Source organism: Rhodoferax sp. GW821-FHT09E07 (assembly GCF_059416145.1).
This window is the reverse complement of sequence record NZ_JBWKOP010000001.1, coordinates 334461-360473: the sequence shown is the minus strand read 5'-3', so window position 1 is coordinate 360473 and position 26013 is coordinate 334461. Positions and strand designations below refer to the sequence as shown.

At 63.8% G+C, this 26013-nt stretch carries 24 protein-coding genes; 9 read left to right on the top strand and 15 right to left on the bottom strand.

Going from position 1 to position 26013, the window contains the following annotated elements:
- Nucleotides 1–161: 161 nt before the first annotated feature.
- The 10 genes from ahpC to AC07OE_RS01745 all read right to left on the bottom strand — a co-directional run bounded on the left by ahpC (nucleotide 162) and on the right by AC07OE_RS01745 (nucleotide 10922).
- On the bottom strand, nucleotides 162–725 hold the full coding sequence (ahpC, locus tag AC07OE_RS01790; RefSeq protein ID WP_495068846.1) for an alkyl hydroperoxide reductase subunit C: 564 nt from the start codon (nucleotides 723–725) through the stop codon (nucleotides 162–164).
- 107 nt (nucleotides 726–832) lie between these two features.
- Nucleotides 833–2122 carry a DUF3422 family protein gene (locus AC07OE_RS01785; protein WP_495068845.1) on the bottom strand — a complete coding sequence of 430 codons (1290 nt, stop codon included), beginning with the start codon at nucleotides 2120–2122 and terminating at the stop codon, nucleotides 833–835.
- A gap of 20 nt (nucleotides 2123–2142) precedes the next feature.
- Complete coding sequence (locus tag AC07OE_RS01780; RefSeq protein ID WP_495068844.1) at nucleotides 2143–3654, bottom strand: tripartite tricarboxylate transporter permease; 1512 nt, start codon at nucleotides 3652–3654, stop codon at nucleotides 2143–2145.
- Between the two features lie 23 nt (nucleotides 3655–3677).
- A complete protein-coding gene (locus AC07OE_RS01775; protein WP_495068843.1) occupies nucleotides 3678–4166 on the bottom strand; it encodes a tripartite tricarboxylate transporter TctB family protein in 489 nt (162 codons plus the stop codon).
- 71 nt (nucleotides 4167–4237) lie between these two features.
- Nucleotides 4238–6016 carry a type IV pilus assembly ATPase TfpB gene (gene tfpB / locus AC07OE_RS01770; RefSeq protein WP_495068842.1) on the bottom strand — a complete coding sequence of 593 codons (1779 nt, stop codon included), beginning with the start codon at nucleotides 6014–6016 and terminating at the stop codon, nucleotides 4238–4240.
- Nucleotides 6013–6771, bottom strand: coding sequence for a class I SAM-dependent methyltransferase (locus AC07OE_RS01765; RefSeq protein ID WP_495068841.1), 759 nt, complete (start codon nucleotides 6769–6771; stop codon nucleotides 6013–6015). The genes tfpB and AC07OE_RS01765 overlap by 4 nt, the downstream gene beginning before the upstream one ends.
- A gap of 6 nt (nucleotides 6772–6777) precedes the next feature.
- Nucleotides 6778–7623, bottom strand: a complete 846-nt coding sequence (locus tag AC07OE_RS01760; RefSeq protein WP_495068840.1) for a TatD family hydrolase — start codon at nucleotides 7621–7623, stop codon at nucleotides 6778–6780.
- 28 nt (nucleotides 7624–7651) lie between these two features.
- The gene (locus tag AC07OE_RS01755; protein ID WP_495069127.1) at nucleotides 7652–8809 is read right to left on the bottom strand and encodes an ABC transporter substrate-binding protein; all 1158 of its coding nucleotides are present in this window, start codon (nucleotides 8807–8809) and stop codon (nucleotides 7652–7654) included.
- A gap of 186 nt (nucleotides 8810–8995) precedes the next feature.
- Entirely contained in the window at nucleotides 8996–9673 is a 678-nt protein-coding gene (lolD, locus tag AC07OE_RS01750) for a lipoprotein-releasing ABC transporter ATP-binding protein LolD (RefSeq protein WP_495068839.1), read from the bottom strand.
- Nucleotides 9666–10922, bottom strand: coding sequence for a lipoprotein-releasing ABC transporter permease subunit (locus tag AC07OE_RS01745; RefSeq protein ID WP_495068838.1), 1257 nt, complete (start codon nucleotides 10920–10922; stop codon nucleotides 9666–9668). The genes lolD and AC07OE_RS01745 overlap by 8 nt, the downstream gene beginning before the upstream one ends.
- A 60-nt stretch (nucleotides 10923–10982) precedes the next feature.
- On the opposite strand from AC07OE_RS01745, the gene AC07OE_RS01740 reads away from it, so the two are divergent.
- From AC07OE_RS01740 to AC07OE_RS01725, 4 genes are read left to right on the top strand one after another with little or no spacing between them, the layout of a single operon-like run.
- Complete coding sequence (locus tag AC07OE_RS01740; protein WP_495068837.1) at nucleotides 10983–11930, top strand: phosphoglycerate mutase; 948 nt, start codon at nucleotides 10983–10985, stop codon at nucleotides 11928–11930.
- Nucleotides 11927–13636, top strand: coding sequence for a single-stranded-DNA-specific exonuclease RecJ (gene recJ, locus AC07OE_RS01735; protein WP_495068836.1), 1710 nt, complete (start codon nucleotides 11927–11929; stop codon nucleotides 13634–13636). Before AC07OE_RS01740 ends, recJ begins: the two co-directional genes overlap by 4 nt.
- A 52-nt stretch (nucleotides 13637–13688) precedes the next feature.
- Complete coding sequence (locus AC07OE_RS01730) at nucleotides 13689–14573, top strand: NUDIX hydrolase (protein WP_495068835.1); 885 nt, start codon at nucleotides 13689–13691, stop codon at nucleotides 14571–14573.
- The gene (locus AC07OE_RS01725) at nucleotides 14570–15592 is read left to right on the top strand and encodes a transporter (protein WP_495068834.1); all 1023 of its coding nucleotides are present in this window, start codon (nucleotides 14570–14572) and stop codon (nucleotides 15590–15592) included. Before AC07OE_RS01730 ends, AC07OE_RS01725 begins: the two co-directional genes overlap by 4 nt.
- Before the next feature lie 3 nt (nucleotides 15593–15595).
- Here the strand turns inward: AC07OE_RS01725 and AC07OE_RS01720 are convergent, their stop codons facing one another.
- Nucleotides 15596–16369: a substrate-binding periplasmic protein gene (locus AC07OE_RS01720; RefSeq protein WP_495068833.1), complete on the bottom strand. Its 774-nt coding sequence runs from the start codon at nucleotides 16367–16369 to the stop codon at nucleotides 15596–15598.
- Nucleotides 16370–16430: 61 nt separating this feature from the next.
- On the opposite strand from AC07OE_RS01720, the gene AC07OE_RS01715 reads away from it, so the two are divergent.
- On the top strand, nucleotides 16431–17186 hold the full coding sequence (locus tag AC07OE_RS01715; RefSeq protein WP_495068832.1) for an SDR family NAD(P)-dependent oxidoreductase: 756 nt from the start codon (nucleotides 16431–16433) through the stop codon (nucleotides 17184–17186).
- Here AC07OE_RS01715 and ppk2 read toward each other — a convergent pair.
- On the bottom strand, nucleotides 17183–18031 hold the full coding sequence (gene ppk2, locus AC07OE_RS01710) for a polyphosphate kinase 2 (protein WP_495069126.1): 849 nt from the start codon (nucleotides 18029–18031) through the stop codon (nucleotides 17183–17185). The two genes, AC07OE_RS01715 and ppk2, sit on opposite strands and share 4 nt — an antisense overlap.
- A gap of 169 nt (nucleotides 18032–18200) precedes the next feature.
- On the opposite strand from ppk2, the gene bktB reads away from it, so the two are divergent.
- Nucleotides 18201–19388, top strand: coding sequence for a beta-ketothiolase BktB (gene bktB, locus AC07OE_RS01705; protein ID WP_495068831.1), 1188 nt, complete (start codon nucleotides 18201–18203; stop codon nucleotides 19386–19388).
- A 21-nt stretch (nucleotides 19389–19409) separates the two neighbouring features.
- Here the strand turns inward: bktB and AC07OE_RS01700 are convergent, their stop codons facing one another.
- On the bottom strand, nucleotides 19410–20447 hold the full coding sequence (locus tag AC07OE_RS01700; RefSeq protein WP_495068830.1) for a GGDEF domain-containing protein: 1038 nt from the start codon (nucleotides 20445–20447) through the stop codon (nucleotides 19410–19412).
- Between the two features lie 140 nt (nucleotides 20448–20587).
- On the opposite strand from AC07OE_RS01700, the gene AC07OE_RS01695 reads away from it, so the two are divergent.
- Entirely contained in the window at nucleotides 20588–21817 is a 1230-nt protein-coding gene (locus AC07OE_RS01695) for an NAD(P)H-dependent flavin oxidoreductase (protein ID WP_495068829.1), read from the top strand.
- Here AC07OE_RS01695 and AC07OE_RS01690 read toward each other — a convergent pair.
- Nucleotides 21814–23427: a GGDEF domain-containing protein gene (locus tag AC07OE_RS01690; RefSeq protein ID WP_495068828.1), complete on the bottom strand. Its 1614-nt coding sequence runs from the start codon at nucleotides 23425–23427 to the stop codon at nucleotides 21814–21816. The genes AC07OE_RS01695 and AC07OE_RS01690 overlap by 4 nt on opposite strands.
- 4 nt (nucleotides 23428–23431) lie before the next feature.
- Nucleotides 23432–24178 carry a 2OG-Fe dioxygenase family protein gene (locus AC07OE_RS01685; protein WP_495068827.1) on the bottom strand — a complete coding sequence of 249 codons (747 nt, stop codon included), beginning with the start codon at nucleotides 24176–24178 and terminating at the stop codon, nucleotides 23432–23434.
- Nucleotides 24179–24317: 139 nt separating this feature from the next.
- On the opposite strand from AC07OE_RS01685, the gene AC07OE_RS01680 reads away from it, so the two are divergent.
- Both AC07OE_RS01680 and AC07OE_RS01675 read left to right on the top strand, forming a co-directional pair.
- Nucleotides 24318–24821: a hemerythrin domain-containing protein gene (locus tag AC07OE_RS01680; protein WP_495068826.1), complete on the top strand. Its 504-nt coding sequence runs from the start codon at nucleotides 24318–24320 to the stop codon at nucleotides 24819–24821.
- Nucleotides 24822–24934: 113 nt separating this feature from the next.
- On the top strand, nucleotides 24935–25984 hold the full coding sequence (locus AC07OE_RS01675) for an NADP-dependent oxidoreductase (protein WP_495068825.1): 1050 nt from the start codon (nucleotides 24935–24937) through the stop codon (nucleotides 25982–25984).
- Nucleotides 25985–26013 lie beyond the last annotated feature (29 nt).

Below are 26013 nucleotides of genomic sequence, written 5' to 3'. Positions count from 1 at the left end.
ATTCTTTCGGGAATAAAAAAGCCGGACGGCCTGGCGCACATGCACCAGGACGCTGTCCGGCGTCCTACGTCAGAACCTGTTTTGCCGCAGGACCGCCCCAAGGCGAAACGCGGCCCCTCGGGGGGCAGGAAGCTACACGTAGTGAGCGACCGTGGGGGCTATCAGATCTTGCCGACCAGGTCCAGGGAAGGCGTAATGGTCTTGGCGCCGTCGTTCCACTTGGCAGGACACACCTCGCCGGGGTGGGCAGCGGTGTACTGGGCAGCCTTCAGCTTGCGCACGGTTTCCTTGACGTCACGGGCGATTTCGTTGGAGTGGATTTCCAGCGTCTTGATCGTGCCAGTGGGGTCAATGATGAAGGTGCCGCGCAATGCCAGGCCTTCTTCGTCGATATGCACGTCGAACGCGCGGGTCAGGGCATGGGTGGGGTCACCGATCAGGGGGAACTTGGCCTTGCCCACAGCGGGGGAAGTTTCGTGCCACACCTTGTGGGCGAAGTGGGTGTCGGTGGTCACAATATAGACCTCGGCACCAGCTTTCTGGAATTCTGCGTAATGCTCAGCAGCGTCTTCCACTTCGGTGGGGCAGTTGAAGGTGAACGCTGCGGGCATGAAAATGAACACGTTCCACTTGCCCTTGAGGGTCTCGTTGGTCACGGTCACAAACTTGCCGTTGTGGAAAGCTTCGTTCTTGAATGGGACGACTTGGGTGTTGATCAATGACATGGTGGTTTTCCTCTAGAAGTTGCTGTTCTGAACATGAACAGCCTGAATCTTAGGGCCTGCGCACCATGTTTTGGTTTGATTGATCCAATCAATCGAATTGGCTTTTCCTATGACGACCGAAATACCCGGTGGTGCAGGCGACGCAGGGACCACCACACGCTGACCCCCGCCACCGGAATGGCGACCGCAGCCGTCATCTCCGGGCTCCAAGGCCAGCCCCAGTGTGTGGCGCCCTTGGCCAAGTAGCTCACCAGTCCCACGATGTAGTAGGTGATGGCCGCCACAGAAAGTCCTTCCACCGTGGACTGCAGCTTGAGCTGCATGTCCTGGCGGCTGTTCATGGTGGCCAGCAGGGCCTGGCTGCTTTGCTGCTGCTCAATCTCCACCCGTGTGCGCAACAGGTTGCTGATACGGGAGACGCGCTGCGACAGCGCATCCTGACGCCGGCTGGACCACGCGCAGGTGCTGCGCGCAGGCGTGAGGCGGCGCTCCATGAATTCGCCAATGGTTTGCATGCCGGCCAGACGCGACTCGGCAATGTCCTCGATACGCTTGTCCACCAGCTCGAAGTAGGCCGCGCTCGCGGAAAACCGGGAGTGCGTGGCCGCGTGCTGGCTCTCCACCTGCCCTGCCAGGCGGGTGAGCCGGTCCAGCAGCGCCGGTTCGTCGTCCCGCGTAGCACTGCGGATGGCTTCGGCCAGCTCCGCCAGCTCGCGCTCGGCCGATGCCAGCACCACCGAGGCCTCGCGCGCAGCGGGCAGGCCCAGCAGGGCTGCCATGCGGTAGGTTTCAATCTCCAGCAGGCACTGCACCAGCCGGCCCAGGCGGCGCGGGGTAACACCGCCGGCCAGCAGCACCATGCGCGAGAAGCCATCGGCGTGCACCGCAAAGTCGGTGTACACCTCGCCAAAACCATCGGCTACGGTGGAGGCCACCAGCGTGTCCTCATGCAGCAGCTGGCGTATCCAGGGGCCGGTGTCCACTTCGTTGGTGGACAACACCCACAGGTGCAGGCTTGCCAGGCAGCCGCCCGGCAGATTCGCCAGCCACTGCTGGGGGACTGCGTTCAACGCCAGTTCGGGCTCGCGCTCTGCCCCCACCTGGTTGCTGATGGGGCGCATGAAGGTCCAGGTCACAAACTCGGTATGCAACTCCCAGCGCAGGCGGTACAGCCCCAGGTCCATGCGGATATGGATGGAATCTGCATCGGGCGCAGCCAGATGGTGGTCGCGCGCCAGCGCAGCGATATGGGCGCGGCTGGCCTCTCGCTGCTCGGCATTGCAAACCATGACCACATGCGAGAGCGCCATGGGCGCGGCCATGGACTCCGGCGGGCGGGCGTGAACTTCGTTGTGAAGCGAGAGGCGTTGGGGGTGCTGCGCGGTCTGGATGTTCAAGGGATGGAGGGACTCAAAAATTAATCTTCAACAAACGCCTCTTCGCGCTTGGCCTTGATCGATGGCATGAGCACTACGATGAGCAGCAGCACGGCCGCAGCCAACAGGCCAGCGGAAAGCGGACGGGTCAGGAACACGCTCCAATCACCCCGCGAAAGCAACAGCGCACGGCGCAAATACTCTTCCATCATGGGCCCCAGGATAAAGCCCAGCAACAGCGGAGCAGGTTCTGTGCCCAGCTTGATGAACAGATAACCGATGACGCCGAACAGGCCCACCATCCAGATATCGAAGGTGTTGTTATTGGTGGAGTACACGCCAATGGCACAGAACAGCACGATGGACGGGAACAGCCAGCGGTAGGGCACGGTCAGCAGCTTGATCCAGATGCCGATCAGCGGCAGGTTCAGGATGATGAGCATCAGATTGCCGATCCACATGGACGCAATCAACCCCCAGAAAAGCTCGGGGTTGCTGGTCATCACCTGAGGGCCGGGCTGGATGTTGTGGATAGTCATCGCCCCGACCATCAGCGCCATCACGGCATTGGGCGGAATGCCCAGGGTGAGCAGCGGAATGAACGAAGTCTGGGCGCCCGCGTTGTTGGCTGACTCAGGCGATGCCACACCGCGGATATTGCCTTTGCCAAACGGAACTTCACCGGGGCGCAGCCTGGTCTTCTTCTCCAGGGTGTAGGCTGCAAACGATGCCATCACAGCGCCGCCACCTGGCAAGATGCCCAGAATCGAGCCCAGCGCCGTGCCCCGCAAGACCGCGGGGATCATGTTGCGGAAGTCTTCCTTGGTGGGCCACAAGCCGGTGACGTTGGCCACGAACACCTCCCGCTCACTCTCATGTTTGGAGAGGTTGCTGATGATTTCGCCGTAGCCAAACACACCCATGGCGATGACGATGAAGCCAATGCCGTCCGTGAGCTCCGGAATGTCAAAGCTGTAGCGGGCCACACCGGAGTTCACGTCGGTGCCCACCATTCCCAGCAGCAGGCCGAGCACGATCATCGCAATGGCCTTGAGGATGGAGCCCGAGGCCAACACCACCGCACCCACCAGGCCCAGAATCATGAGCGAGAAGTACTCTGCCGGGCCAAACTTGAAGGCGAGTTCGGTCAGCGGCCCGGCAAAGGCGGCCAGGATCAGCGTTCCCACGCAGCCGGCAAAGAAGGAGCCCAGACCTGCGGCCGCCAACGCGGGGCCGGCCCTGCCATTGCGTGCCATCTGGTAGCCGTCAATCACCGTCACCACCGAAGACGACTCGCCGGGCAAGTTCACCAGAATGGCGGTGGTGGAGCCACCGTACTGGGCACCGTAGTAAATGCCGGCCAGCATGATGAGCGCGGCCACAGGGGGCAGCGCATAGGTAGCGGGCAGCAACATGGCAATCGTGGCCAACGGGCCAATGCCGGGCAGCACACCGATGAGCGTGCCGAGCAGACAGCCGACAAACGCGTAAATCAGGTTCTGGACCGTGAAGGCCACACCAAAACCGAGCGCGAGGTTGTTAAACAAGTCCATGGTCAGTTTTCCTCAGACGGGGATCAGGCGGCCAGGAAAGCGGGCCAGACGGGGAACTGCAACTTGAGCAGGACGATAAACGCCAGGTAGCTGAGGACGGCCAGGATCGTGGCGAGAATGACCACCTCCTTGAACTTGAACTCATCGCCAGCGTTGCTGGAAATGAAGGTGAGCAGGTAAATCCCCACCACCATCCCCAGAGGGGGCAGGCCCACGCTGGGCAGGCCGCCAATGGCAGCGCCAAAGGCCAGGTTGGCCAAAATGATGAACACCAGAGGCTTCCAGGCAAAGGCACCAATCTTGTCGCCGTCCTGGGTTTCCACCACCAGCGATTTGAAGGTGATGACACCCCCCAAAATGCTGAGCAGAATGCCTAATACCAGAGGGAAGTAGCCTGGGCCCATGCGCGCACCATTGCCGATGGTGTAGCTGCTGGCGCCCCACGCAAAGGCCACGCCAACGCACATGAACATCAGGCCCGAGAAAAAGTCTTTTTGGCTTTTTATATTCATCGTCTGTCTCCTGGTTTTCAACCGGTTTCGCATTCTGCCTGCAAATGCAGGCGCTTCTCTCACCCCATTCTTCACCCGTTCAGTGGTGGTGTGGAGGACAGAACTTCCTCCATCACCGTCAAGCCTTCGGCCACCCGCAAAGCCCCTGCCAGCCGCAGAGGCCGCATTCCATCGGTCACCGCTTGGCGGCGCAAGGTGTCAATACCTGGCTCCCCGCTGACCCGTGCCTTGAAGCCCTCGGATACCACCAGCAACTCATACAGCCCCATGCGCCCCATGAAACCTGTCATGCGACAGTCCACGCAGCCCACGGCCTTGTAGGGTTTGTAGCCGCCGTTGATCTGCCAAGGCTTGACCATTTCGCTCAGGGCATCCCGGCTGGCCTCTTCGTCACGCACCTTGCACTGTTTGCACAGCGTGCGCACCAGACGCTGAGCCAGCACGCCCAACAAGGTCGCGTTGATCAGGTAAGGCGGGATGCCCAGCTCCATGAGACGCGTGACCGCTGACGGCGCATCGTTGGTGTGCAGGGTGGAGAACACCAAGTGACCCGTGAGCGCAGCCTGCACCGCCATCTCGGCGGTTTCCAGGTCGCGGATTTCGCCCACCATGATGATGTCCGGGTCCTGCCGCATCAGGGCGCGCAGGCCCTGCGGAAACCCGAAGTCCAGCTGCGGCTGCACCTGAGTCTGGTTGAAGGACGGCTCGATCATTTCGATCGGATCCTCCACCGTGCTGACATTCACCTCTTCCGTGGCGACACGCTTCAGGGTGGAGTACAGCGTGGTGGTCTTTCCCGAGCCGGTGGGCCCCGTCACCAGAATGATGCCGTGCGGCCTCTGCACCAGTTGCTCCCAACGCGTCGCGTCGTGGCTGGAGAAGCCCAGTGCGTCCAGGTCTTTCACCGCGTTGTCGGGGTCAAAGATCCGCATCACCATCTTCTCGCCAAATGCGGTGGGCAGTGTGGAAATCCGCATTTCGATTTCATCACCGCGCGGGTTGCGCGTCTTGATGCGGCCGTCCTGGGGGCGGCGCTTCTCGATCACGTCCATGCGGCCCAGCAGCTTGATGCGCGCCGTCATCGCGTTGAGCACCCCCATGGGCATCTGATAGACCGGATGCAGCACGCCATCGATGCGGAAGCGGATCACGCCCTGTTCGCGGCGCGGCTCCAGATGGATATCGCTGGCGCGCTGGTCAAAGGCGTACTGCCACAGCCAGTCCACCACCTGCACCACGCCCTGGTCATTGGCGTCGAGTTGCTTGTTGCTCTTGCCCAGCTCCACCAGCTGCTCGAAGCTGGCGCCATTGTTCACGCCCGACTTGGTAGCCGCTCGCACCGACTTGGCCAGGGCATAAAACTCGGCGGTGTAGCGCGTAATCTCCTGGGGACTGGCCACCACGCGCTTCACACTGCGGCGGCTCTGGCGCTCCACCTCGGCCACCCAGTCGGTGATGAACGGCTCAGCGGTGGCCACGGTGATTTCACTGGGCGTCACCGCCACCGGCAGGATGCGGTGGCGTTCGGCATAGGCCGCGCCCATGGCGTCCGCCACCTTGCCCACGTCCACCTTGAGCGGATCAATGCGCAGATAGTCCAGGCCAGCGCGCTGCGCCAACCACTGGGTCAGCATTTCAATATCCAGCGGCTTCTGGTCGGAGGCGCGGCGCATAGATACGGCCGCCAGCCGCACCAGCGGATGCTGCGCGCTCTCGGCCTGGGAACAGCGGCTGATCGTGCGCTGCGCCTCGTCATCCGCAATCACCTTGTCGTGCTGCAGCCACTCCACCAGGCGGCGCCAATCCACTGGGCCGGAGTGCGGTACGGGTCTTTTGGAGGTTGTGCTCATGCTTGCACCGGTTTGAAAACACGCACCCACTTGTCGGCAGGCAGCCCCCATTGCGACTGGATGAAATCAGCGCGTTCCATCAGCACGGCGCGATTGGGTTGGCTGGGGGTGCGCTGGGCCAGCACCACGGTATTGCCCTCGCGCGTGGCCTTGAAGGCCCAGATGGCATCGGCACCAAAAGCCTGGGCAATCTTGTCCACACTCTTTTGAAAGCTGGAGCTGCGCCCAAACAGGTTCACCGTCATGCAGCCTTCCTCAGTCAGCGTGGCACGGCAATCGGCATAAAACTCAGCACTGTCGAGTACAGGTGCAGCGGCCTCTTCGTCGTACAGGTCTACCTGCAGCGCGTCCACCGCGCCCAGCCAGTGGGCTTGCTTGATTTCTTGGGAAGCATCGGCCAGCACCACTTGCATGCGGCTGTTGTCGGCCGGCAGCTTGAACCAGCCGCGGCAGGCGTGCAGCACCTGGGGGTTGAGTTCGATGGCCGTGGTTTTCATCTTCAGTTCTTTATGGCAGAACTTGGTGAGTGACCCCGCCCCCAGGCCCAGCTGCAAGGCCTGGCGCTTGGGCACCGTAACGGGGTCTACAAACAGCAGCCACGCCATCATGCGCTGGATGTATTCGTGCACCAGCGCTGTAGGTGCATCCACCTGCATGGAGCCCTGAATCCACTGGCTGCCCAGGTGCAGGTGACGGATATCGCCTTCTTCGGAAAAATTGACTTCGGGGAGGGAGAGAGATGCTTTTCGTGCCATGGGGATTTATACCAGCAGCGCGGCCAGCTTCGGCAAGGCATCGCAGGCGTTCTGCGTGGTGGCGTCGGCCAGCTCGACCAAGGGCATGCCACGCAACTCGGCAATGCTTTGGGCGATGCGTGGCAACTCGGCCGGGGTGTTTCGGCCCTGGGGCGTGCCGGCTTCACGCTCCGCGGCGGTGGCGTACAGCCAATGCGGCGGAATGTCGGGCGCGTCGGTCTCCAGCACCAGGGCGTCCAGCGGCAGGGTTTGGGCCAGACGGCGCAGCTGGTGGGCGCGTTCAAACGTCACCGCACCGCCAAAGCCCAGCTTGAAACCCAGCTTGATAAATTCCTGCGCCTGCACCTCACTGCCATTGAACGCATGGGCAATGCCCTGCCAGCGGCCGCCGGGGCCGGCCACCTCGCGCAAGTGCTTGAGCAGGCGGTCCGCCGAGCGTCGCACATGCAGCAGCACGGGGAGGTCAAACTGGCGCGCCAATTTCAGTTGGGCGCGGTAGACAGCCTCCTGCCTCTCGCGCCAAGGACTCTGCGTGAGCTGGGGCACAAAGTAATCCAGCCCGATCTCCCCCACAGCCACCAGACGTGGATCCGTGTGGTGGGTGTTTAGTTGCTGCTCCAGCACGACCAGCGCGTCGTCCTGCGCCGTGGGCACGTACAGCGGGTGGATGCCCAGGCCGTAGCTGTGGCCGCCGCCTTGGGCCAGACCGCGCACGGCATCCAGATTGGCGACCTCCACGGCCGGAATCACGCAATGCACCACATTCGCCTGCCGCGCGCGCTGCGCAACGGACTCCCGTTCCGGGCCCGCGGCAAAGGCGTCAAGGTGGCAGTGGGTGTCGATCCAGCGCATGCCCCCATTGTCGGGGCTCTGGAGGGGTCTACCGTTTGCGCTGCACAAACAGGTTGCGCGTGCGGTCTTCGGGGTAGGCGAAGGTCACCAACCCGTTCTTCACCATGCCCATCACCAGCATATTGCTGGTAATGGCGTCTTTGTCGTCCTTGCTGAACGGCCGTTCGTGGGTGGCGGTGACGCCGTAGTAGACGCGGGGCATGTTCTCCAGCGCGTTCTTGACGGAGGGGCCGGACAGGTTGCCGTCACGGATGGAGAGCACGGCGTAGGTCAACAGGTAGACCGTGTCATAGGCCTGGGCTGCGGCCATGGGTACGGAGATCTTCTTGGTGTTGAACTTGCGGGCATAAGCGCTCAGAAAGGAAATGCGCCGCTCGTTGCTGGGTTCGGCAATGAAGGTCTGGGCCATCAGTGCACCTTCGGCGGCTTCCTTGGCACCATCAATGAAGAAGGGGAACGACAACGGCCAGGCACCGACCTGTGGCACGGTCCATTTGAGGGCCTGGCGGCCCTTGGCGATCACTGCGTTCTCAGGCCCTACGGTATAGCTGAACACCACATTGGCCCCCGCGGCCTGCGCGGCTTTCAGCTCGGCCTGCAGGTCTTTCACACCCAGGTCGAAACGCGCAACAAACACGGGTTGCAGGTTCTTGGCCGCCAACGCTTTCACCACGTCGTTCATGCCGCCTTCCCCGTAAGGCGTCTTGTCGGCAAAGATCGCGACCTTGGTCCACCCGCGCGAGACGATGTCATCCACCACAAAGGGGGCCTGGATACCGTCACGTGCCGAGGTGCGAAAGATGTAGCTCTCAGGCGCCGGGTATTTGGTGGTGATGGGGGTACCGGTAGCGCAGGGAACAATGAGTGGGGCCTTCGCAGCCTGGAAGGTTTCCAGTGACTTCATCGCCACCCCGGTGTTGCAAAACCCGATGGTGCCCACCACGCCTTCTTTCAGCACCTCTTGGGATTGCTGCAAACCCACGTCCGCGTTGGCGGTGTCGTCCCTGATCACCAGTTCCAGCGGCCGGCCCAGGTAGCCACCCGCCGCATTGATTTCGTCCACCGCCAACTTGGCGCCATTGAGCATGGGCAGGCCAAAGTCAGCAGACGGGCCGGTGAACGGACCAATGAGCCCGATGCGCAGCGGCTTGACCTCCTGGGCGGCCACGCCCCAGGACAGGCCCATACCCACCAAACACCCCACAACGAAAGACCAACGACGGCTCATAGTGCTTCTCTGAAAACTGGATGTGTCCAGCTTAGGACGCACCGCGCCTGCGCGTCATCCGCGGGAACCCTCGAACCGAGGGCTTGGAACCGGCACCGTCAGCAAACCGCAAGCCAGGCGCCCTGCCCGGCCAGCCCGGCGAACCTAGGTTGCGAAGCGGCCCGACACCAGCTGCAACTGACGGCGGCAGCGCGCGGCCAGCGTGGCGTCGTGCGTGACCAGCACAAAGGCCGTGCCTTGGTCCCGCGCCAGCGCCAGCATTAGGTCAAAGACACCATCAGCCGTGCTGCGGTCCAGGTTGCCCGTGGGCTCGTCGGCCAGCACGCAGTCGGGGTTGGTCACCAGCGCGCGGGCGATGGCCACCCGCTGGCGTTCTCCACCCGACAGCTCGGCCGGGCGGTGGTGCAGGCGGTGCTCCAGACCCACCAACGCTAGCATTTTTGTAGCTGCTTGCACAGCACCTACGGGGGCTACACGTCGAATTGTCAATGGCATGGCAACGTTGTCGAGTGCGCTGAACTCGGGCAGCAGGTGGTGAAACTGGTAGACAAAGCCCAAGTGCTGGTTCCGCAGGCGCCCCTGTGCTGCGGCATCCAGTCCCGCCAGTGCCTGGCCGCACAGCGTCACACTGCCGCCACTGGGTGCATCCAGTCCGCCCAGCAGGTGCAACAAGGTGCTCTTGCCAGAGCCCGAGGCGCCGACGATGGCCAGTGTCTCGCCGCGGCGCACCTCCAGATCAACACCGTGCAACACGGTGACATCGAGGCGACCTTCTTGGAAACGCTTGGTCAGGCCGGTAGCTTGCAGCAATACATCACTCATAGCGCAGGGCCTCGGCAGGGTTCACTTGGCTGGCGCGCCAGCTGGGGTACAGGGTAGCCGCAAAGGCCATGATGAGCGCGATCACCGCAATCGGCACGATGTCACCTTGCTGCGGCTCACTGGGCATGCGGCTGATCAAGTAAATGTCTTTGGGCAAGAAGCTGGCGCCTAGTGCGTGCTCCAGCGCGGGCACGATCACATCAATATTGAACGCCACACCCAGTCCCAGCAGCAGGCCGGCCAGCGTGCCGATGACGCCCACCATGGCGCCCTGCACCACGAAAATGCCCATGATGCTGCTCGGGCTGGCACCCAGGGTGCGCAGGATGGCGATGTCGGCGCGCTTGTCGGTCACCGTCATCACCAGCGTGGACACCAGGTTGAAGGCGGCGACGGCCACGATCAGCGTCAGGATGATGAACATCATGCGTTTCTCCACCTGCACCGCGGCAAACCAGGTGCGGTTCTGGCGCGTCCAGTCGCGCAGCAGCAGGTCGCCGGTCATGGTGTGGCTGAGTTCCTCGGCCACCTCGCGCGCCTGGTGCAGGTCCTTGAGCTTCAAGCGCACGCCCGTGGGACCTTCCAGGCGAAATATCCTGGCGGCGTCTTCCCATTGCATAAACACCAAGGCAGAGTCGTATTCGTAGTGGCCCGAATCAAAGGTGCCCATGACCGTCATCTGCTTGAGACGCGGAACCACGCCCGCCGGCGTGACCTGGCCGCTGGGCGCCACCAGCGTGACCTTGTCCCCCTTGGCCACCCCCATGCTGCGCGCCAGCTCACCACCCAACACCACACCAAACTCGCCGGGTACCAGCTGTGCCAGCACGGCCCCCTGGGCACCGGTGGCCACGTCGGACACCTGGGGCTCCAGCGCGGGGTCGATGCCGCGCACCAGGGCGCCCTTCATTTCTTCACCGCGCGCCAGCAGGGCCTGCGCGGCAATGAATGGCGCCGCGCCCACCACCTGCGGATTGGTCTTGGCCTGAGCAATGGTTTGGTTCACATCGGGCAGGGCCACGCCGCCCGCGGCATAGACCTCGATGTGCGAGACCACGCCCAGCATGCGGTCACGCACTTCCTTCTGAAACCCGTTCATCACGCTGAGCACGATGATCAGGGCCGCCACACCCAGCGCGATGCCCAACATGGACACGCCCGAGATGAAGGAAATAAAGCCGTTGCGCCGGGTGGCACGGCCGGCGCGGGTGTAGCGCCAGCCAATGGTGAGCTCGTAAGGCAGTTGCATTAATACGTGACAAAGTGCTGGGGTGCCCGGATTGTGGCATCCATGCGGGACAATCCTCCCATGCACACCGTTATTCCCCACGCTGCCCCGGCCGGACCCCAGTGCCAGGCGGCCATTGCGCAGCTGAGTCTTCCCAACCTGGGCGAGCTCATCAGCCTGCTGGACCCGACGCCACCCTTGCTGGGCTCGGTCGAGTCGCTCACGCCACTGCACGAGCGCGTGCGCGCCAAGAGCCTGGGCCTGCAGGGTGCCGATGGCCTGATCCCCTGGGCGGCGCTGGACGCCGAGCACTTGGGCCTGACCAAGGTGCACGGGGCCACCGGCTGGGCCTGGATCACGCCCTGCCACTGGCAGATCAACGCCGACCATGTGGCCATGGACTACCCCGACACGCTGGCGCTGGGTGCCCACGCATCAGACGCACTGCGCGCCACCATGCAGCCCTACTTTGCCGAAGACGGCATCAGCCTGCACGCCCTGTCCAACAGCACTTGGCTGGCGCACGGTGCGGTGTTCACCGACCTGCCCACCGCATCGCTGGCACGCGCCTGCGGTACCCAGGTAGACAACTGGATGCCCCGCCAACCCGAAGCCCAAGGCCTGCGCCGCCTGCAAAACGAGATGCAGATGTTGCTCTACACCCACCCGGTGAACGACGCGCGCAGCGCCCAGGGTCAGCCCACGGTCAACTCCTTCTGGATCAGCGGCACCGGCCGCCTGCCGGCCCACACCCCGCTGGCCCCCGAAGAGCGTGTGGACATGGTGCAGGCACTGGAAACTGCCGCGCTGCGCGACGATGCCTACCAGTGGCTCAAGGCCTGGCACACGCTGGACAGCACGCTGATTGCCACGCTGCTGCAACGCGCCAAGGCCGGCCAGCCCCTGCAGCTCACGCTGTGCGGCGAGCGCCTGGCCCCTACGTTTGAACTGAAGAAGGGCGCCTGGTGGAACCGCCTGCAACGCCGTTTCACCGCGCCCCCACCGCAAGAATTGCTGCTCACGCTATGAACATCGTCCACCGCGACATCCCTCCCCGCTCGGTCTGGGCCCTGGAACAGGCGGGCGTGCACCCGCTGCTGGCGCGCCTGTACGCCGCCCGCGGTGTACTCGGCCCCGATGAGCTGGACGATGCGCTGGCGAAGCTGCTATCCCCCGCCACCCTGCTGGGGGTGGACCGCGCCGCCGTGCTGCTGGCCGATGCCATCGCGCAGAACCTGAAACTCTGCGTCGTGGCCGACTACGACTGCGATGGCGCCACCGCCTGCGCCGTCGCCGTGCGCGGCCTGCGCTTGCTGGGTGCGCAGCGCGTGGACTACCTGGTGCCCGACCGCGTGGTGGACGGCTATGGCCTGACCGCCCCCATCAGCGATCGCGTCAAAAAGTCCGGCGCCGATGTGCTCATCACCGTGGACAACGGCATTGCCAGCGTGGACGGCGTGGCCCGCGCCAAGGCCCTGGGCCTGCAGGTGCTGGTGACCGACCACCACCTGCCCGCCGCCGAGTTGCCCAACGCGGATGTGATCGTGAACCCCAACCAGCCCGGCTGCACATTCGAAAGCAAATCGATTGCCGGTGTGGGCGTGATGTTCTACACGCTGCTGGCCCTGCGCGGCGAGCTGCGCAAGCGCGGCGTGTTTGACGCCGCCACCCAGCCCAAGCTGGATGCCCTGCTGCCCCTGGTGGCGCTGGGCACCGTGGCCGACGTGGTGAAGCTGGACGCGAACAACCGCCGCCTCGTCGCCCAAGGCCTCAAACGCGTGCGGGCCCTTGCCATGCCTGCGGGACTAGCTAGCCTTTTTATAGCAGCGGGACGCAAGGCCGAAGTCGCCACCACCTTCGACTTTGGGTTTGCCCTGGGCCCTCGCATCAACGCGGCGGGCCGCCTGTCGGATATGACTTTAGGCATTGAATGCCTGCTGACCGACGACCCGGCCCGCGCCGACGAGTTGGCCAAAACGCTGGATGGCATCAACCGCGAGCGCCGCGAGATTGAGGGCGATATGCGTGAGCAGGCCATGATGATTGCGGAAAGCCTGTTTGACGAAGGCGACGAACCGCCGCCCGCCATCTGCGTGTTCGACCCCGACTTCCACGAAGGCGTGGTCGGCATCGTGGCCAGCCGCATCAAGGACAAGCTGCACCGCCCCACTTTTGTATTTGCCGCCAGCGCCGCTGAAGGCAAGGAGCACGAACTCAAGGGCTCAGGCCGCAGCATCCCCGGCTTCCATTTGCGCGACGCGCTGGACCTGGTGTCCAAGCGTTACCCCGGCGTCATCCTTCGTTTTGGCGGCCACGCCATGGCCGCGGGCTGCACGGTGGCCGAAGAGTTTTTTGACGACTTCGAGAACGGCCTGAACGAAGTGGCCCAGGAGTGGCTGGACGCCGCCACGCTGACGCGCCGCCTGGAAACCGACGGCCCGCTCAACCCCGAATACCGCCGCGTGGACCTGGTGGACACGCTGCACAAAGAGGTCTGGGGCCAGGGCTTCGCGGCCCCCACCTTCAGCGAAGAGGTGGAGGTCGTCTCCCAACGCCTGGTGGGCGAGAAACACCTGGCCCTGAAGCTCAAACACCAGGGCCAGCCCGTGGACGGCATCTGGTTCGGCCACACCGAACCGCTGCCCCCCAAAGTGACGCTGGCGTTCCGCCTGGATGCCGATGAATGGAACGGCGTGCGGCGCGTGCGCTTTCTAGTGGAGGGGGCGGAGCTTTAAACGGCCTGTCACAGGCCTTGGGTACCATGGGCATCCCTCTCTTCCACGGCGGATGACCCTGACTACCACCCCTTCCCTGCCCTCTGGCGCCACTGCATTTCTGGGGCAACTCAGCGCTGCCGAGCGTGGCGTTTTGACGCAGCAGCCTTGCGAGCAACCGCAGCCCGTCGGCTGGACCGAGTGGCGCACCCCATCGCGGCCCCTGGGATGGCTGCGCACAGCGCGGGCACAGCAACTATCGAATCAGCTGCAGGCCTGCCGCTGGGAGCATGACCACCTGGTCTGGGACAGTGATTCCTGGAGCAGCGATCAGCGCAGCACCGTACTGCAAGACTTGCTGGAATACCACCACGCCCAGGGCCTGCTGCCGGGCTGGCGCGGCGAGGCTTTTGCGTTTTGGCATGACGGCTGCAGCGCACCTCTGCCGGACCAGGCGCCTTTCTTCAGCGCAGAGCGCGCAGGGTTTCGTTACCTGGGGCTCATGAGCCACGCGGTGCACATCAATGGATTTACCCCTGACGGTCGGCTGTGGTGTGGCCGCCGCGCCGCCGACAAGGCCACCGACCCGGGCCTGCTGGACAACGTGACGGCGGGTGGCCTGCCAGCGGACGAATCGGTGCTGGGCTGTGCGCTGCGGGAGTTGCAGGAGGAAGCCGGACTGCGACTACCTGTTGAAGCACTGGTGGACGCCGGTGCGCGGCGCACTGCTCGCCCCGAAAAGGAAGGCTGGCACGACGAGACCCTGCTGGTATTCAACCTCACGCTGGCGCCTGCGCTGGTGCCACACAACCAGGATGGCGAGGTGCAGGAATTCTTGTGCCTGCCCCCAAGCGAAGTGGTGTGTCGGGTACAACAGTGGGAATTCACGCCGGATGCCGTAGCCTCGCTCGCGCAGGGCCTGGGGCTTTTGTCCACCCAACCACACAACCATTCATGAGCACGACCCCACCCACCCCTTACGGCGCAGATTCCTCCGGGCTGATTTACGGCTTCCAGTTCGGCGCGCAGGGCCAGGGTATTCCAGTCGATACCGAGCAGGCCCTGCAGTGGCTCAACGCCCGGGAAGGTGAAGGCCCAGAGGAAGGTTTTGTCTGGCTGCATTTCAACCTGTCACAGGCCGCGACCGCACAGTGGATGCAAACCCATTTGCAGCTGTCCGATCTGTTCTACGAGTCCCTCAAAGACGGATCCCGCTCGACCCGCGTAGAACTGGACGACGAGATGTTGGTCGCCGTGGTGAACGATGTGCACTACGACTTTGCCTTTGAGCCCGCCGACATCTCCACCCTCTGGCTGTCGGTCGGCCCCCGGCTGGTGGTCAGCGCACGCCTGCAACCCCTGCGCTCCATCGACCGGCTGCGTGATGCCGTGCGGCGTGGCACCCGGCTTGCGTCATCGGTGGCCCTGCTGGTGCACCTGATGCATGACCAGGGCGATGTACTGGTGTCCATCGTGCGCAACACCACCACCCGTGTGGACGCCATCGAAGACCAACTGCTGGCGGGGCGGCTCAACACCAAGCGCGCAGGGCTGGGCAGCCTGCGCCGCCTGCTGGTGCGCTTGCAGCGGCTGCTGGCCCCCGAGCCCGCTGCCCTGTTTCGGCTGCTGCACAAGCCGCCCGTGTGGATCGCCGAGGACGATTTGCAGGACCTGCGCCAATCCACCGAAGAGTTCACCGTGGCGCTCAGTGACATGGCCGCGCTGCAGGAGCGCATCAAATCCCTGCAGGAAGAAGTGGCGGCCCAGGTGGCGGAGGCAAACAACCGCAGCCTGTTTGTGCTGACCATCGTGACCGTGCTGGCGCTGCCCATCAACATCATTGCGGGCTTGCTAGGCATGAATGTGGGGGGCATTCCGTGGGCGGACCATCCGCATGGCTTCTGGATCGTGGTGGCCATCATCGTCAGCTTCACCGCGGTGGCCGGCTGGTTCGCGCTGCGCAAACAGCGCGAGTAAATCTCACCTGCGCAGCTTGCGCTCCAGCACATCAATGCGCTTGGTGCGCTGCAGCTCGCGGTAGCCAGCGTCAAAGGCGTCCATGAGCTCCTGCGCATTGGGCACCTTCTTGGACACCACAAAGTGAATGGGTACGGTCCAGAACGGCTTGTCCTGCACCACCAGTTGCGACGCCTCGCCGGCGTCCAGCTTGGTGTTGATCAAATAGCGGGCCACCGACTCTTCCAGCGGAAACAGGTCCACGCGTTTGCGCAGCAGCTTTTTCAGATTGCCAATATCGTCACTCGCCTCATCCACCGCCAGCACGCCTTGGGTTACCAGATCGGCAAAGGGCTGCGAGTAAAAGTTACCCCTGGTCACGCCAATGCGCAGCTTGCCCAAGTCGGCCAGCGAGGCCCAATCCAGCCGCTCCCCCACCCGCTGCACAAACACCATGCGGTACGTGTAAATGGGTTTGCTGGAGAACAGCAAGGCTTCATCGCGCTCTGCACTGTGGGCCCAGCCAAAGCTGCCGTCAAAATGGCCCGCCATGACCCCTGCAATGGCGCGGTTGTTGGGTACCCAGTCCACGGATGCACTGATGTTCCTGGCTTTGAAGGAGTCCACCACGATCTCGGTCAACGGCCCGCCGCCCAGTTCGGCTTCCACTTTGAACGGCGGATACTCACCAATGCCAAGACGCACGGAGCTCGTGGCAGCCCAAGCCCACGGCATCGCGCAGGCCACCACAAGGGTGACCACCAGGGCGTACAGACACGGGCGTGCAGAAACTTGCATAGGCCCATATTACGCCGGTCACGCTAAAGTGCAGCCCTCATCTGTTTGATTGACACCGCCCATGCAACACCACCTCACCATTCTCACCGGCGCATCCCGTGGCATGGGTCTGGCCATGGCCCAGCAATTGCTATCACCCCAAGCCTTGCTGCTGTGCATCTCCCGCCAAACCAATCCCGCCTTGGCCGAACTGGCCCAACACCTGGGCGCCACAATGGTGCAATGGCCGCTCGACCTGGCAGATGGCGCGACCGCCGCCGCGCAGTTGGGCGTCTGGCTGGCGCAGCAACGGCCAGGGACACTGGCCAGCGCGACACTGATCAACAACGCAGGCGTCATTCCCGCGCTGGTGCCGCTGCGCGATGCGGCCCCTGTTGACCTGGTCCAAGCGCTGCGGGTCGGCCTGGAGGCCCCCATGCTGCTGACCGCTGCGTTTCTGGGCGCCACTCGCCACTGGACGCTGCCACGCAAGGTGCTCAATATCTCGTCAGGGTTGGGGCGGCGTGCGATGGCCTCCCAGGCCGCTTACTGTGCCGCCAAGGCGGGCATGGACCACTTCACACGCTGCCTGGCCTTGGATGAAGCCTTGCAGGCCCATGGGGCCCGGGTGTGCGCATTGGCGCCCGGGGTGATTGACACCGACATGCAACTGCAACTGCGCAGCGCCGATGCCGCGCAGTTTCCAGACCACGGCAGCTTCGCAGACCTGCACCGCCAACAGCAACTCACCTCGCCCGAGGAAGCGGCGCGGCGCGTGCTGGCCTACCTTGCACGCAGCGACTTTGGCGACCAGCCCGTGGCAGACGTGCGTGGCTAATAGACCTCAGGGACGATGATGTCCTGCGGCACCGGCTGGCGCTCGTAGTCGTCGTGTCGCACCCGCTGTGGCAAAGTCACCGGCGGGTGCTCGGTTTCTTCGTAAGGCATCTGCTGCAACAGGTGGTGAATGCAGTTCAGGCGGGCCTTCTTCTTGTCCACCGCCTGCACCACCCACCAAGGCGCTTCGGCAATATGGGTGCGCTCCAGCATCACTTCCTTGGCGCGGGTGTAGTCTTCCCAGCGGGCGCGTGACTCCAGGTCCATGGGGCTGAGCTTCCACTGCTTCAGCGGGTCGTGGATGCGCCCCAGAAAGCGGCTGTGCTGTTCTTCATCCGAGATGGAGAACCAGTACTTGATGACCTGGATGCCCGAGCGCACCAGCATTTTTTCAAACTCGGGCACAGTGCGGAAGAACTCTTCCAACTGTTCGTCATTGCAGAAGCCCATGACGCGCTCGACCCCGGCGCGGTTGTACCAGCTACGGTCAAACAGCACGATCTCGCCCGCCGCGGGCAGGTGGCTCACATACCGCTGAAAGTACCACTGCGTGCGCTCGCGGTCGTTGGGGGCTGGCAATGCCGCCACGCGACACACGCGCGGGTTCAGGCGCTGGGTGATGCGCTTGATGGCGCCGCCCTTGCCGGCCGCGTCGCGCCCTTCAAAAATCACCACCACCTTGTGGCCTGTTTTCACGACCCAGTCCTGCAGCTTGACCAGTTCACCTTGCATGCGGAACAGTTCTTTGAAATAGGTACGGCGCGCCACGCGGGCGTCGGCACTCAGGTCACGTGGGGCGCCATCGTCCAACTCCATTTCCAGCTCTTCGTCGTAGCTGTCCAGCATGTCGCTCTGGATACGGCGGATCAATTCGTCTTCACTGGAACTCACGGGCTACTCCTGAATGGGCGGGTGTTTACCCCCTGAGACTAGGCAAGTCTTGTGTCAAATGTGTGAACAATCTATGGCATCTCCCGGTCGTAAGATGGCATGTATTTGCCAACAGGAGCCCTCCATGTCCCGTGAAGTCGTCGTCGTCAGCGCTGTGCGCACCGCCATTGGTACCTTTGGCGGCAGCCTCAAAGACATTCCCCCTACCGAACTGGCCGCCCAAGTGGTGCGCGAGTCGCTGTCGCGCGCCAGCGTGGATGGCAAGGACGTGGGCCACGTGGTGTTCGGCCATGTGGTCAACACCGAGCCCAAGGACATGTACCTCAGCCGCGTGGCAGCCATCAACGGCGGTTGCGCCGAAGGCACCCCGGCCTACAACGTGAACCGCCTGTGCGGCTCGGGCCTGCAGGCCATCGTCAACGCGGCACAGACCATCGCGCTGGGCGATGCCGACATTGCCATTGGCGGCGGCGCCGAAAACATGAGCCGCGCGCCCTTTGCCAGCCTGAACATGCGCTGGGGCGCCCGCATGGGCGACACCAAGATGGTGGACATGATGATTGGCGCCCTGCACGACCCCTTCCACACCATCCACATGGGTGTGACGGCAGAGAACATTGCCGCCAAATGGGGCATCAGCCGCGAAGAGCAGGACGCCCTGGCCGTGGAAAGCCACCAGCGTGCCCAGAAAGCCACCGAGGCCGGCTACTTCACCAGCCAGATCCTGCCCGTCATGCTCAAAAGCAAGAAGGGCGACGTGGCCTACGCCACAGACGAACACTTCCGCGCCAACGCAACGCTGGCCGACATGGCCAAGCTCAAGCCCGCCTTCTTGAAGGAAAACGGCACAGTGACTGCGGGCAACGCCTCCGGCATCAATGATGCCGCGGCAGCCGTGGTACTCATGGACGCGGCCACTGCCAAGGCGCGTGGCTTAAAGCCGATGGCCCGCCTGGTGGCCTACGCCCATGCCGGCGTGGACCCCAAGTACATGGGCATTGGCCCGGTGCCTGCCACGCAGTTGGCCTTGAAAAAGGCGGGCCTGACCGTGAACGACCTGGATGTGATTGAGGCCAACGAAGCCTTTGCGGCGCAGGCCTGCGCCGTGACGCGTGACTTGGGCCTGGACCCGGCCAAGGTCAACCCCAATGGCTCCGGCATTTCACTGGGTCACCCCATCGGAGCGACCGGGGCACTCATCACCGTGAAGGCGCTGTACGAGCTGGAACGCGTCAATGGCCGCTACGCGCTGGTGACTATGTGTATTGGCGGCGGCCAGGGCATTGCCGCCATTTTTGAGCGCACGCGCTAAGGCTACGTTCCGTGGGCCTGTCTAGAACAGGTCCACATCCATGCTCTCGGCGGCCTGCTCCACGATCATGCCCGACGCTACCAACGATTGGTAGTTGCAAACCTGGTTGCGGCCGTGCTCCTTGGCGTGGTAGACCGCCTTGTCAGCCCGGCCAAACGCACCGCTGGGCGTGTCATTGGGCAGCAGCACCGAGCAGCCGATACTGACCGTGATCGTGCCTACCTGCGGAAAGGCGTATTCCTGCACCCGCTGGCGCAGTCGCTCCAAAGCGGCGTGGGCGTGGTCCACGCTGTCGCAGCGCATTAGGATCACAAACTCCTCACCTCCAAAGCGGTACAGCTGGTCATGGAACCGGAAGCTCGCACGCATCAACCGCGCCAGCAACAGCAACACTTCGTCGCCGATCAGATGGCCAAAGTTGTCATTCACCCGTTTGAAGTGGTCAATGTCCAGCACGGCCAGCCATACGCCTTCATCGGGCAAGGACACGCGGCGGTCAGGGCCCTGGTTGTCGTCGTCCGTACGGTGATCGGCCGTGGCCTTGAAAAAGGCGCCGTCAAAGGTTTTCCGGTTCAACAGCTCGGTCAGGGCGTCTTTTTCGCCATAGTCCAACAGGCCCAATAAATTGTTGTATGTTTGCAACACACCTTGTACCAAATCCAGCGTGTGGTCGCTCAAGGTGTGGGTGGAAGTGATCTCCAGCAACGCAGCAGCGCCCGGCACCCCTGGCAGCGGCAACACACCGGTAAACGGAGCGGCCTTGGAATGGACGGCACGTACACGCTCCAGCGCCTGCTGGCGCATGGGGTAATCCGTCACATGGGGAAGCAGCGTCCAGTCGGTCCAGACCACATCCCGTGTGGGCTGGTCCTGCCCGACCTCCAACCGTGCCAGCGTCAGGCAGCGGCGGTCATCCCCCTCCCCGACCACACGCACCAAGCAGGCGGACTGCACAGCGCCGTCGCTGCATTCGAGCACCAGTTGCACCAAGGCGAAGTCCAGCGCGTCACGGTCACGCAGACCGCTCATCTTCGCCAAACTTTGCACAAGTGCATTCATTCTCGGTGTCTACCTATTTTTTTGTAGTGAACGGAGTCCAACTCCCGATTGTCGGTCAACTTGACCCAACTCAAAGCACTGCCCGCGGCCGCGCCCTAAGCTGTGTGACCCGCTAACAATGCCCCATCTTAGAGCAGACCATGATCTACGCAAGTACTGAATCCCCGTATTTACCCCCTGATTCCAGTGATTGGCTGCGCCAAAGTGGCCTGCAATCGTTGCGCCTGGCCGGGCGTACGCTGCTGCCCATCGTGCAGGGTGGCATGGGCATCGGGATCTCGGGTAACCGGCTAGCTGGCAGCGTGGCCGCACTGGGTGGGGTCGGCACGCTCTCCAGCGTGGACCTGCGGCGACACCACGAGGATTTGATGGACCAAACGCGGGAACTCGCACCAGGCGAAGCAGCCAAGGCTGGCATCAACCAGGCCAACCTGGAGGCCATCGGCCGCGAAATAGCGGCCGCACGGGCACGCACCGGTGGGCACGGCCTGCTTGCGATCAATGTCATGCGCGCCGTGAGTGAATACGCCGCCAACGTGAAGCGGGCGCTGGAGTGCGGCATCGACGCGGTGGTGGTGGGCGCGGGCCTGCCGCTGGACCTGCCGGACCTGGCCCAGGACCACCCCAAGGCGGCCTTGATACCCATCTTGTCAGATGCACGCGGCGTGCAATTGCTGGTGAAGAAATGGGAGCGCAAAAAGCGCCTGCCCGACGCCATCGTCATCGAGCACCCGCGACTAGCCGGCGGCCATCTTGGCGCAGCGAAGATTGCCGACCTGCAGGACCCGCGCTTCGACTTTGAAACCGTGGTGCCGCAGGTGCGCCAGTTCTTCAAGGACGCGGGCTACGAGCAGCACATCCCGCTCATCGTGGCTGGCGGCATCCGCAGCTTTGAGGACATTGCGCGCCTGCAAGCACTGGGAGCAGACGCGGTGCAACTGGGCACGGCATTCGCCGTCACCGAAGAAAGCGATGCACACGCAGAGTTCAAGCGCGTGCTGGCCGAGGCCCGCCAAGAAGACATGGTGGAATTCACCAGCGTGGCGGGCCTGCCCGCACGGGCCGTGGGCACCCCATGGCTGCGCGCCTACCTGAAGATTGAGCCCAAGCTGCAAGCGGTCGCCCACGCAAAGACACGCTGCACCAAAAGCTTTGACTGCCTGGCCCAGTGCGGCCTGCGCGATGGTCTGCCGGGCTGGGGCCAGTTCTGCATCGACAACCAGCTGGCCGCAGCCCTGCGCGGCGACACCAAGAAGGGCCTGTTCTTCCGCGGTGCGGGTGAGCTGCCTTTTGGCAGCCAGATCAAAACCGTGCGCGAGTTGGTACAGCGCCTGCTGACCCCCGGCGCAGCCCTGGCAACTGCCTGCTAGGCGGTCCCCAGGGCCACCTGGTTGCGGCCCGCGCGCTTGGCCAGGTAGAGGGCTTCGTCGGCGCGCTTGAGCAAGACCTCGGCGTCCAGGTCGGCATTCCACTGCGCAATGCCGCCAGAGAAGGTGCAGGAGAACCAGCCATCCTCCACCGGTTGCCGAATGTGCGAAAAGTCTGTGCGAATGCGGTCCAACACGGCATGTGCCTGCTGCGCGTTCGAGCCCGGCAACAGCACCACAAACTCTTCGCCCCCATAGCGCCCCACCGAATCGGTTTTGCGTACGCGCTGCCGAAGCAACCAGGCCACGTTGCGGATCACCTGGTCGCCCATGGGGTGGCCGTAGGTATCGTTCACCGCCTTGAAGTGGTCGATGTCTATCATGGCCACACAGAGCTGGCCGCCCTGCTGGCGCGCCGCGTTGATGGCGGCTTGCAAATGCTGCTTGGAGGTGGTGTGGTTGAACAAGCCGGTCAGGCTGTCGTGCAGCATGGTGCGGCGCAGCGTGCGGTAGCGGTCGATCTTGCTTTTCACCACCGCGTTGAGGATCACGGGGTTGAAGGGCTTGGTCAGGAAGTGGTCGCCGCCCAGGCGCAGGGCATCCACCTGCAGCGCGACGTTACTGTCCCCCGAGAGGTACACCACCGGCGTGGACAAGAACTCGGCGTGCTGGCGGATCACGCGCGTCACCTCCACCCCCGTGCAACCGGGCATGTACATGTCCATCAGCACCAGATCGGGCTGGAACTGGGCCAGCGCGGTCAGCACCTCCTGCGGGCGCGTGATGGCCAGCGACTCCATGCCACTCTCTGACAAGGTGCGCCGAATCAGGGCACCCGCGGTTTTGGAGTCTTCCACCACCAGCACGCGGTAAGGCGGCTCCTGCTCATTGCTGCACAGCTTGATGATGCGCGCGATGATGGCCGAATGCTGGGTTCCCGCTGCAAAGCAGGCATCACAGCCCGCACCCAGCGCGTGCTGCAGGCTTTCAAAATCGCTGCCCAGGTTCAGTCCCATGATGGTACTGGCCGAAAACTGCCCGCGCAGGGCCTGTACTCGGGCGACAAAGTCCGGCAGCGCCAGCCCCACCGCATCCACCAGCACGATGGAGGGTTCGGGCGCAGCTGGCAAAGCCTGCACTGTGGCAAACAACTCCACCTGCACGTTGAAGTACCCCACTTGGGCTACCAGGTCTTTCCAAGGTGCCGGTTGGGTGGTGACAAACGCCACTTTGTGCACGGGTACCAAGCTGGCAGTCTGCGGAGCGTCGGGCTGGTTGCGCCGTTCTTCTGCCGGGGCCACCTGGCCGCGGGCAAACGCCTGGGCACGGTCCAAAAACTCCTGCACCTGCTGGCTCAGTGCCTGCAAGGCCTCGGCTCCCAAGGCCGACCCCGCCGAGGTCTGGTCAAACAGCGAGAGCACCTTTTGCTCCAACGCATGGGCGCTCTGGTGCAAGCCCGAGAGACCGCGCGCCTCCAAAAATTCGGTGAGGCTGGAGACGGTGACCGCAAATTCCACCAGCCCGTCAAAGCCCGGCTGGGCCTGGCAAGCCTGCCACTTGGCCAGCAACTCCTGGCCTTTCTTCTGCAGCTCTTCGGGCGAACAGGACATCATGGGTTCAGCTCTCCGCGTCGCCCTGAAAACCGCCACTGCGCAGCGTAACCACCAGGGTATCGCGGTGCCCGCCCTCCGCCTCAGGCTGAATGGGTGTCGATTCGTGGATGACCCGCGCATCGTCCAGCAGCAACAAGGACCAGGGCTGCGTCAGCGTGAAGCGCTGGCCGTTGGGGCCGGCCGCATCAAACACGCGGGTCTCCCCGCCTTTGATGCCCTCACGATTCACCAAGAACACGGCCACCAGATCCACGCCATCACGGTGCGCACCTTCGGGCGTGGGGCGGCCAATGCCGTCGGTGGTGTCAATACGGAACTGGTGCGCTTCGGCGTACCAGGTGTGCTGGCCTTTGAGCGCACTGGCCACCTGGCCCAGCCAGGCCAGCAACTGCTGCCAGACCGGCTGGCTGACCATAGTCGGCTGCATGGGTTCAAAGTGGCGCTGCATGCCTCCATGCAAGGCGTTGTAAGCCACGGGCTGCCAGTGGGGTCGATGGGGGGCTTGGGTTACCGCAGAGCCCTGAACCACAAAGCAGCTATGGCGGCGGCGGCGGTAGCGGCCACCATCGCGCAGGTAGGCGTCGGGAGGCAGATCGCCCCAGAGCGGGCGCCAGGCCATCAAGGCTGCCAAATTGATCGCGGCCAGAGTCCCGACCTGCTCCGCAGCCAGCACTGCATAGCCCTGGCGTTGCAAAGTGGCATCCAGCGCATGGGGATCGGCAATGGCGGGGGGCGGAAAGGAAATGGTCATGTTGGCAACAAGCACAGAGGGCGCCGCAGGTTCGGCTGCGAGGCATTATCAACCCAGAAGAGTGCACGCTGCCTGATGTGGGTCAATGCCGCCGGGGCCGCTGCGGGCTACTCTGACGCACCCCTTTGGAGAGTGCCCCATGACCGCCACCCTGACCCCGCCCCCGTTCACTCCCGCGCCCCTGCAGTGGAGCGATGCCCTGTCCCTGGACATGCCGCTGATGGATGCCACCCACCAAGAGTTTGTGACACTGCTGGCCGACGTCGTGCAGGCCCCGGACGCACTGCTGCTGCCCCGCTGGGTCGCGCTGATCGCGCACACGCAGAACCACTTTGACCGCGAAGACCAATGGATGCAGGACACCGGCTTCGCTGCCGGCAACTGCCACGCCACACAACACAAGGTCATCCTGCAGGTGATGCGCGAGGGCGAAGCGCGTGGCCATGCGGGCGATCTGGATGTGGTGCGCCAGATGGCACGTGAGTTGGGCTTGTGGTTTCCACAGCATGCGCAGAGCATGGACGCCTCGCTGGCTCTGCACCTGCGCTCGGCCGGCTATGACCCGGCTACGGGCGCCATTACCCAGCCCGACCGCTTGCCCGCCCAGGCAATCCAAGGCTGCGGGGGCAGTTGCGGCGATTAGAGCCAGCACCCCAGCCGTTTGTCACCTTGGCTACCCCGCGCCCGCAGGGCCGGCGCTACGATGCGCTCCCGGCTGGCACGCGGTGCCCGTCGCCCCTTTTTCAGGAGCCCTCCATGTCCCTCGCCAACCTCGTCAACCTCGTCAACCACCAGATTCGCCTGGCAGCCCGCCCCGTGGGCATGCCCACCGCGGCCAACTGGAGTCACACCACCGAACCCGTGGCCGAACCGGCTGAGGGCGGTGTGACCCTCAAGACCCTGGCACTGAGCCTTGACCCCGCCATGCGCGGCTGGATGAACGAAGGCAAGAGCTACATCCCGCCCGTGGGCATTGGCGAAGTCATGCGCGCCGGCGGTGTGGGCGTGGTGGTGGCCAGCAAGAACCCCCAATACGCCGTGGGCGACTACGTGAGTGCAGGCTTTGGCGTGCAGGAATACATCACCATCGCCCAGGACGAGATGAAGCGCAACGGTCTGGTGAAGATCGACCTGCGTGCCGGCACGCTGACACAGTGGCTCAACGTGCTGGGCATGCCCGGCATGACCGGCTACTTTGGCCTGATGGACGTGGGCATGCCCCAAGCCGGTGAGACCGTGGTCGTGTCTGGCGCGGCCGGTGCCGTGGGCCAGACCGTGGGCCAGATGGCCAAGATCAAGGGCTGCCGCGTGGTGGGCATTGCCGGCGGCGCTGCCAAATGCGACTGGGTGGTGAAGGAGCTGGGTTTTGACGCGTGCATTGACTACAAGGCCGGCCCCGGCGCCGTGCGCGCAGGTCTGAAGGAACACGCGCCCAAGGGCGTGGACATCTACTTCGACAACGTGGGCGGCGAGATCCTCGACGACGTGCTGGCCCGCATCAACCGCAAGGCCCGCATCATCATCTGCGGCGCCATCAGCCAGTACAACAACACGACCGCCGTGCAGGGCCCCAAGAACTACCTGAGCCTGCTGGTGAACCGCGCCCGCATGGAAGGTATCGTCGTGTTCGACTATGCCGACCGCTACCACCTGGCCGTGGCCGAAATGGCTGGCTACCTGAAAGACGGCCGCATGAAGAGCAAGGAAGACGTGGTGGTGGGCCTGCAGACCTTCCCGGAGACATTGCTCAAGCTGTTCAACGGCGAAAACTTTGGCAAGCTGGTGCTGGAAGTGGCAAAGGGCTGAGACTCGCGGGTGCGCGGCTTGCTACTTTT

Bases quoted from the DNA above. Each gene is read 5' to 3' on its own strand.
- tfpB (WP_495068842.1), bottom strand. From the start codon at position 6,016: ATGAGCACAACCTCCAAAAGACCCGTACCGCACTCCGGCCCAGTGGAT.
- ahpC (WP_495068846.1), bottom strand. From the start codon at position 725: ATGTCATTGATCAACACCCAAGTCGTCCCATTCAAGAACGAAGCTTTC.
- AC07OE_RS01740 (WP_495068837.1), top strand. From the start codon at position 10,983: ATGCACACCGTTATTCCCCACGCTGCCCCGGCCGGACCCCAGTGCCAG.
- AC07OE_RS01780 (WP_495068844.1), bottom strand. From the start codon at position 3,654: ATGGACTTGTTTAACAACCTCGCGCTCGGTTTTGGTGTGGCCTTCACG.
- AC07OE_RS01700 (WP_495068830.1), bottom strand. From the start codon at position 20,447: ATGAATGCACTTGTGCAAAGTTTGGCGAAGATGAGCGGTCTGCGTGAC.
- AC07OE_RS01760 (WP_495068840.1), bottom strand. From the start codon at position 7,623: ATGCGCTGGATCGACACCCACTGCCACCTTGACGCCTTTGCCGCGGGC.
- AC07OE_RS01725 (WP_495068834.1), top strand. From the start codon at position 14,570: ATGAGCACGACCCCACCCACCCCTTACGGCGCAGATTCCTCCGGGCTG.
- bktB (WP_495068831.1), top strand. From the start codon at position 18,201: ATGTCCCGTGAAGTCGTCGTCGTCAGCGCTGTGCGCACCGCCATTGGT.
- AC07OE_RS01755 (WP_495069127.1), bottom strand. From the start codon at position 8,809: ATGGGCCTGTCCTGGGGCGTGGCCGCCCAGGAGGTCAAGCCGCTGCGC.
- AC07OE_RS01690 (WP_495068828.1), bottom strand. From the start codon at position 23,427: ATGATGTCCTGTTCGCCCGAAGAGCTGCAGAAGAAAGGCCAGGAGTTG.
- AC07OE_RS01775 (WP_495068843.1), bottom strand. From the start codon at position 4,166: ATGAATATAAAAAGCCAAAAAGACTTTTTCTCGGGCCTGATGTTCATG.
- AC07OE_RS01765 (WP_495068841.1), bottom strand. From the start codon at position 6,771: ATGGCACGAAAAGCATCTCTCTCCCTCCCCGAAGTCAATTTTTCCGAA.
- AC07OE_RS01695 (WP_495068829.1), top strand. From the start codon at position 20,588: ATGATCTACGCAAGTACTGAATCCCCGTATTTACCCCCTGATTCCAGT.
- AC07OE_RS01720 (WP_495068833.1), bottom strand. From the start codon at position 16,369: ATGCAAGTTTCTGCACGCCCGTGTCTGTACGCCCTGGTGGTCACCCTT.
- AC07OE_RS01675 (WP_495068825.1), top strand. From the start codon at position 24,935: ATGTCCCTCGCCAACCTCGTCAACCTCGTCAACCACCAGATTCGCCTG.
- AC07OE_RS01680 (WP_495068826.1), top strand. From the start codon at position 24,318: ATGACCGCCACCCTGACCCCGCCCCCGTTCACTCCCGCGCCCCTGCAG.
- AC07OE_RS01730 (WP_495068835.1), top strand. From the start codon at position 13,689: ATGACCCTGACTACCACCCCTTCCCTGCCCTCTGGCGCCACTGCATTT.
- ppk2 (WP_495069126.1), bottom strand. From the start codon at position 18,031: ATGCTGGACAGCTACGACGAAGAGCTGGAAATGGAGTTGGACGATGGC.
- lolD (WP_495068839.1), bottom strand. From the start codon at position 9,673: ATGAGTGATGTATTGCTGCAAGCTACCGGCCTGACCAAGCGTTTCCAA.
- AC07OE_RS01685 (WP_495068827.1), bottom strand. From the start codon at position 24,178: ATGACCATTTCCTTTCCGCCCCCCGCCATTGCCGATCCCCATGCGCTG.
- recJ (WP_495068836.1), top strand. From the start codon at position 11,927: ATGAACATCGTCCACCGCGACATCCCTCCCCGCTCGGTCTGGGCCCTG.
- AC07OE_RS01715 (WP_495068832.1), top strand. From the start codon at position 16,431: ATGCAACACCACCTCACCATTCTCACCGGCGCATCCCGTGGCATGGGT.
- AC07OE_RS01745 (WP_495068838.1), bottom strand. From the start codon at position 10,922: ATGCAACTGCCTTACGAGCTCACCATTGGCTGGCGCTACACCCGCGCC.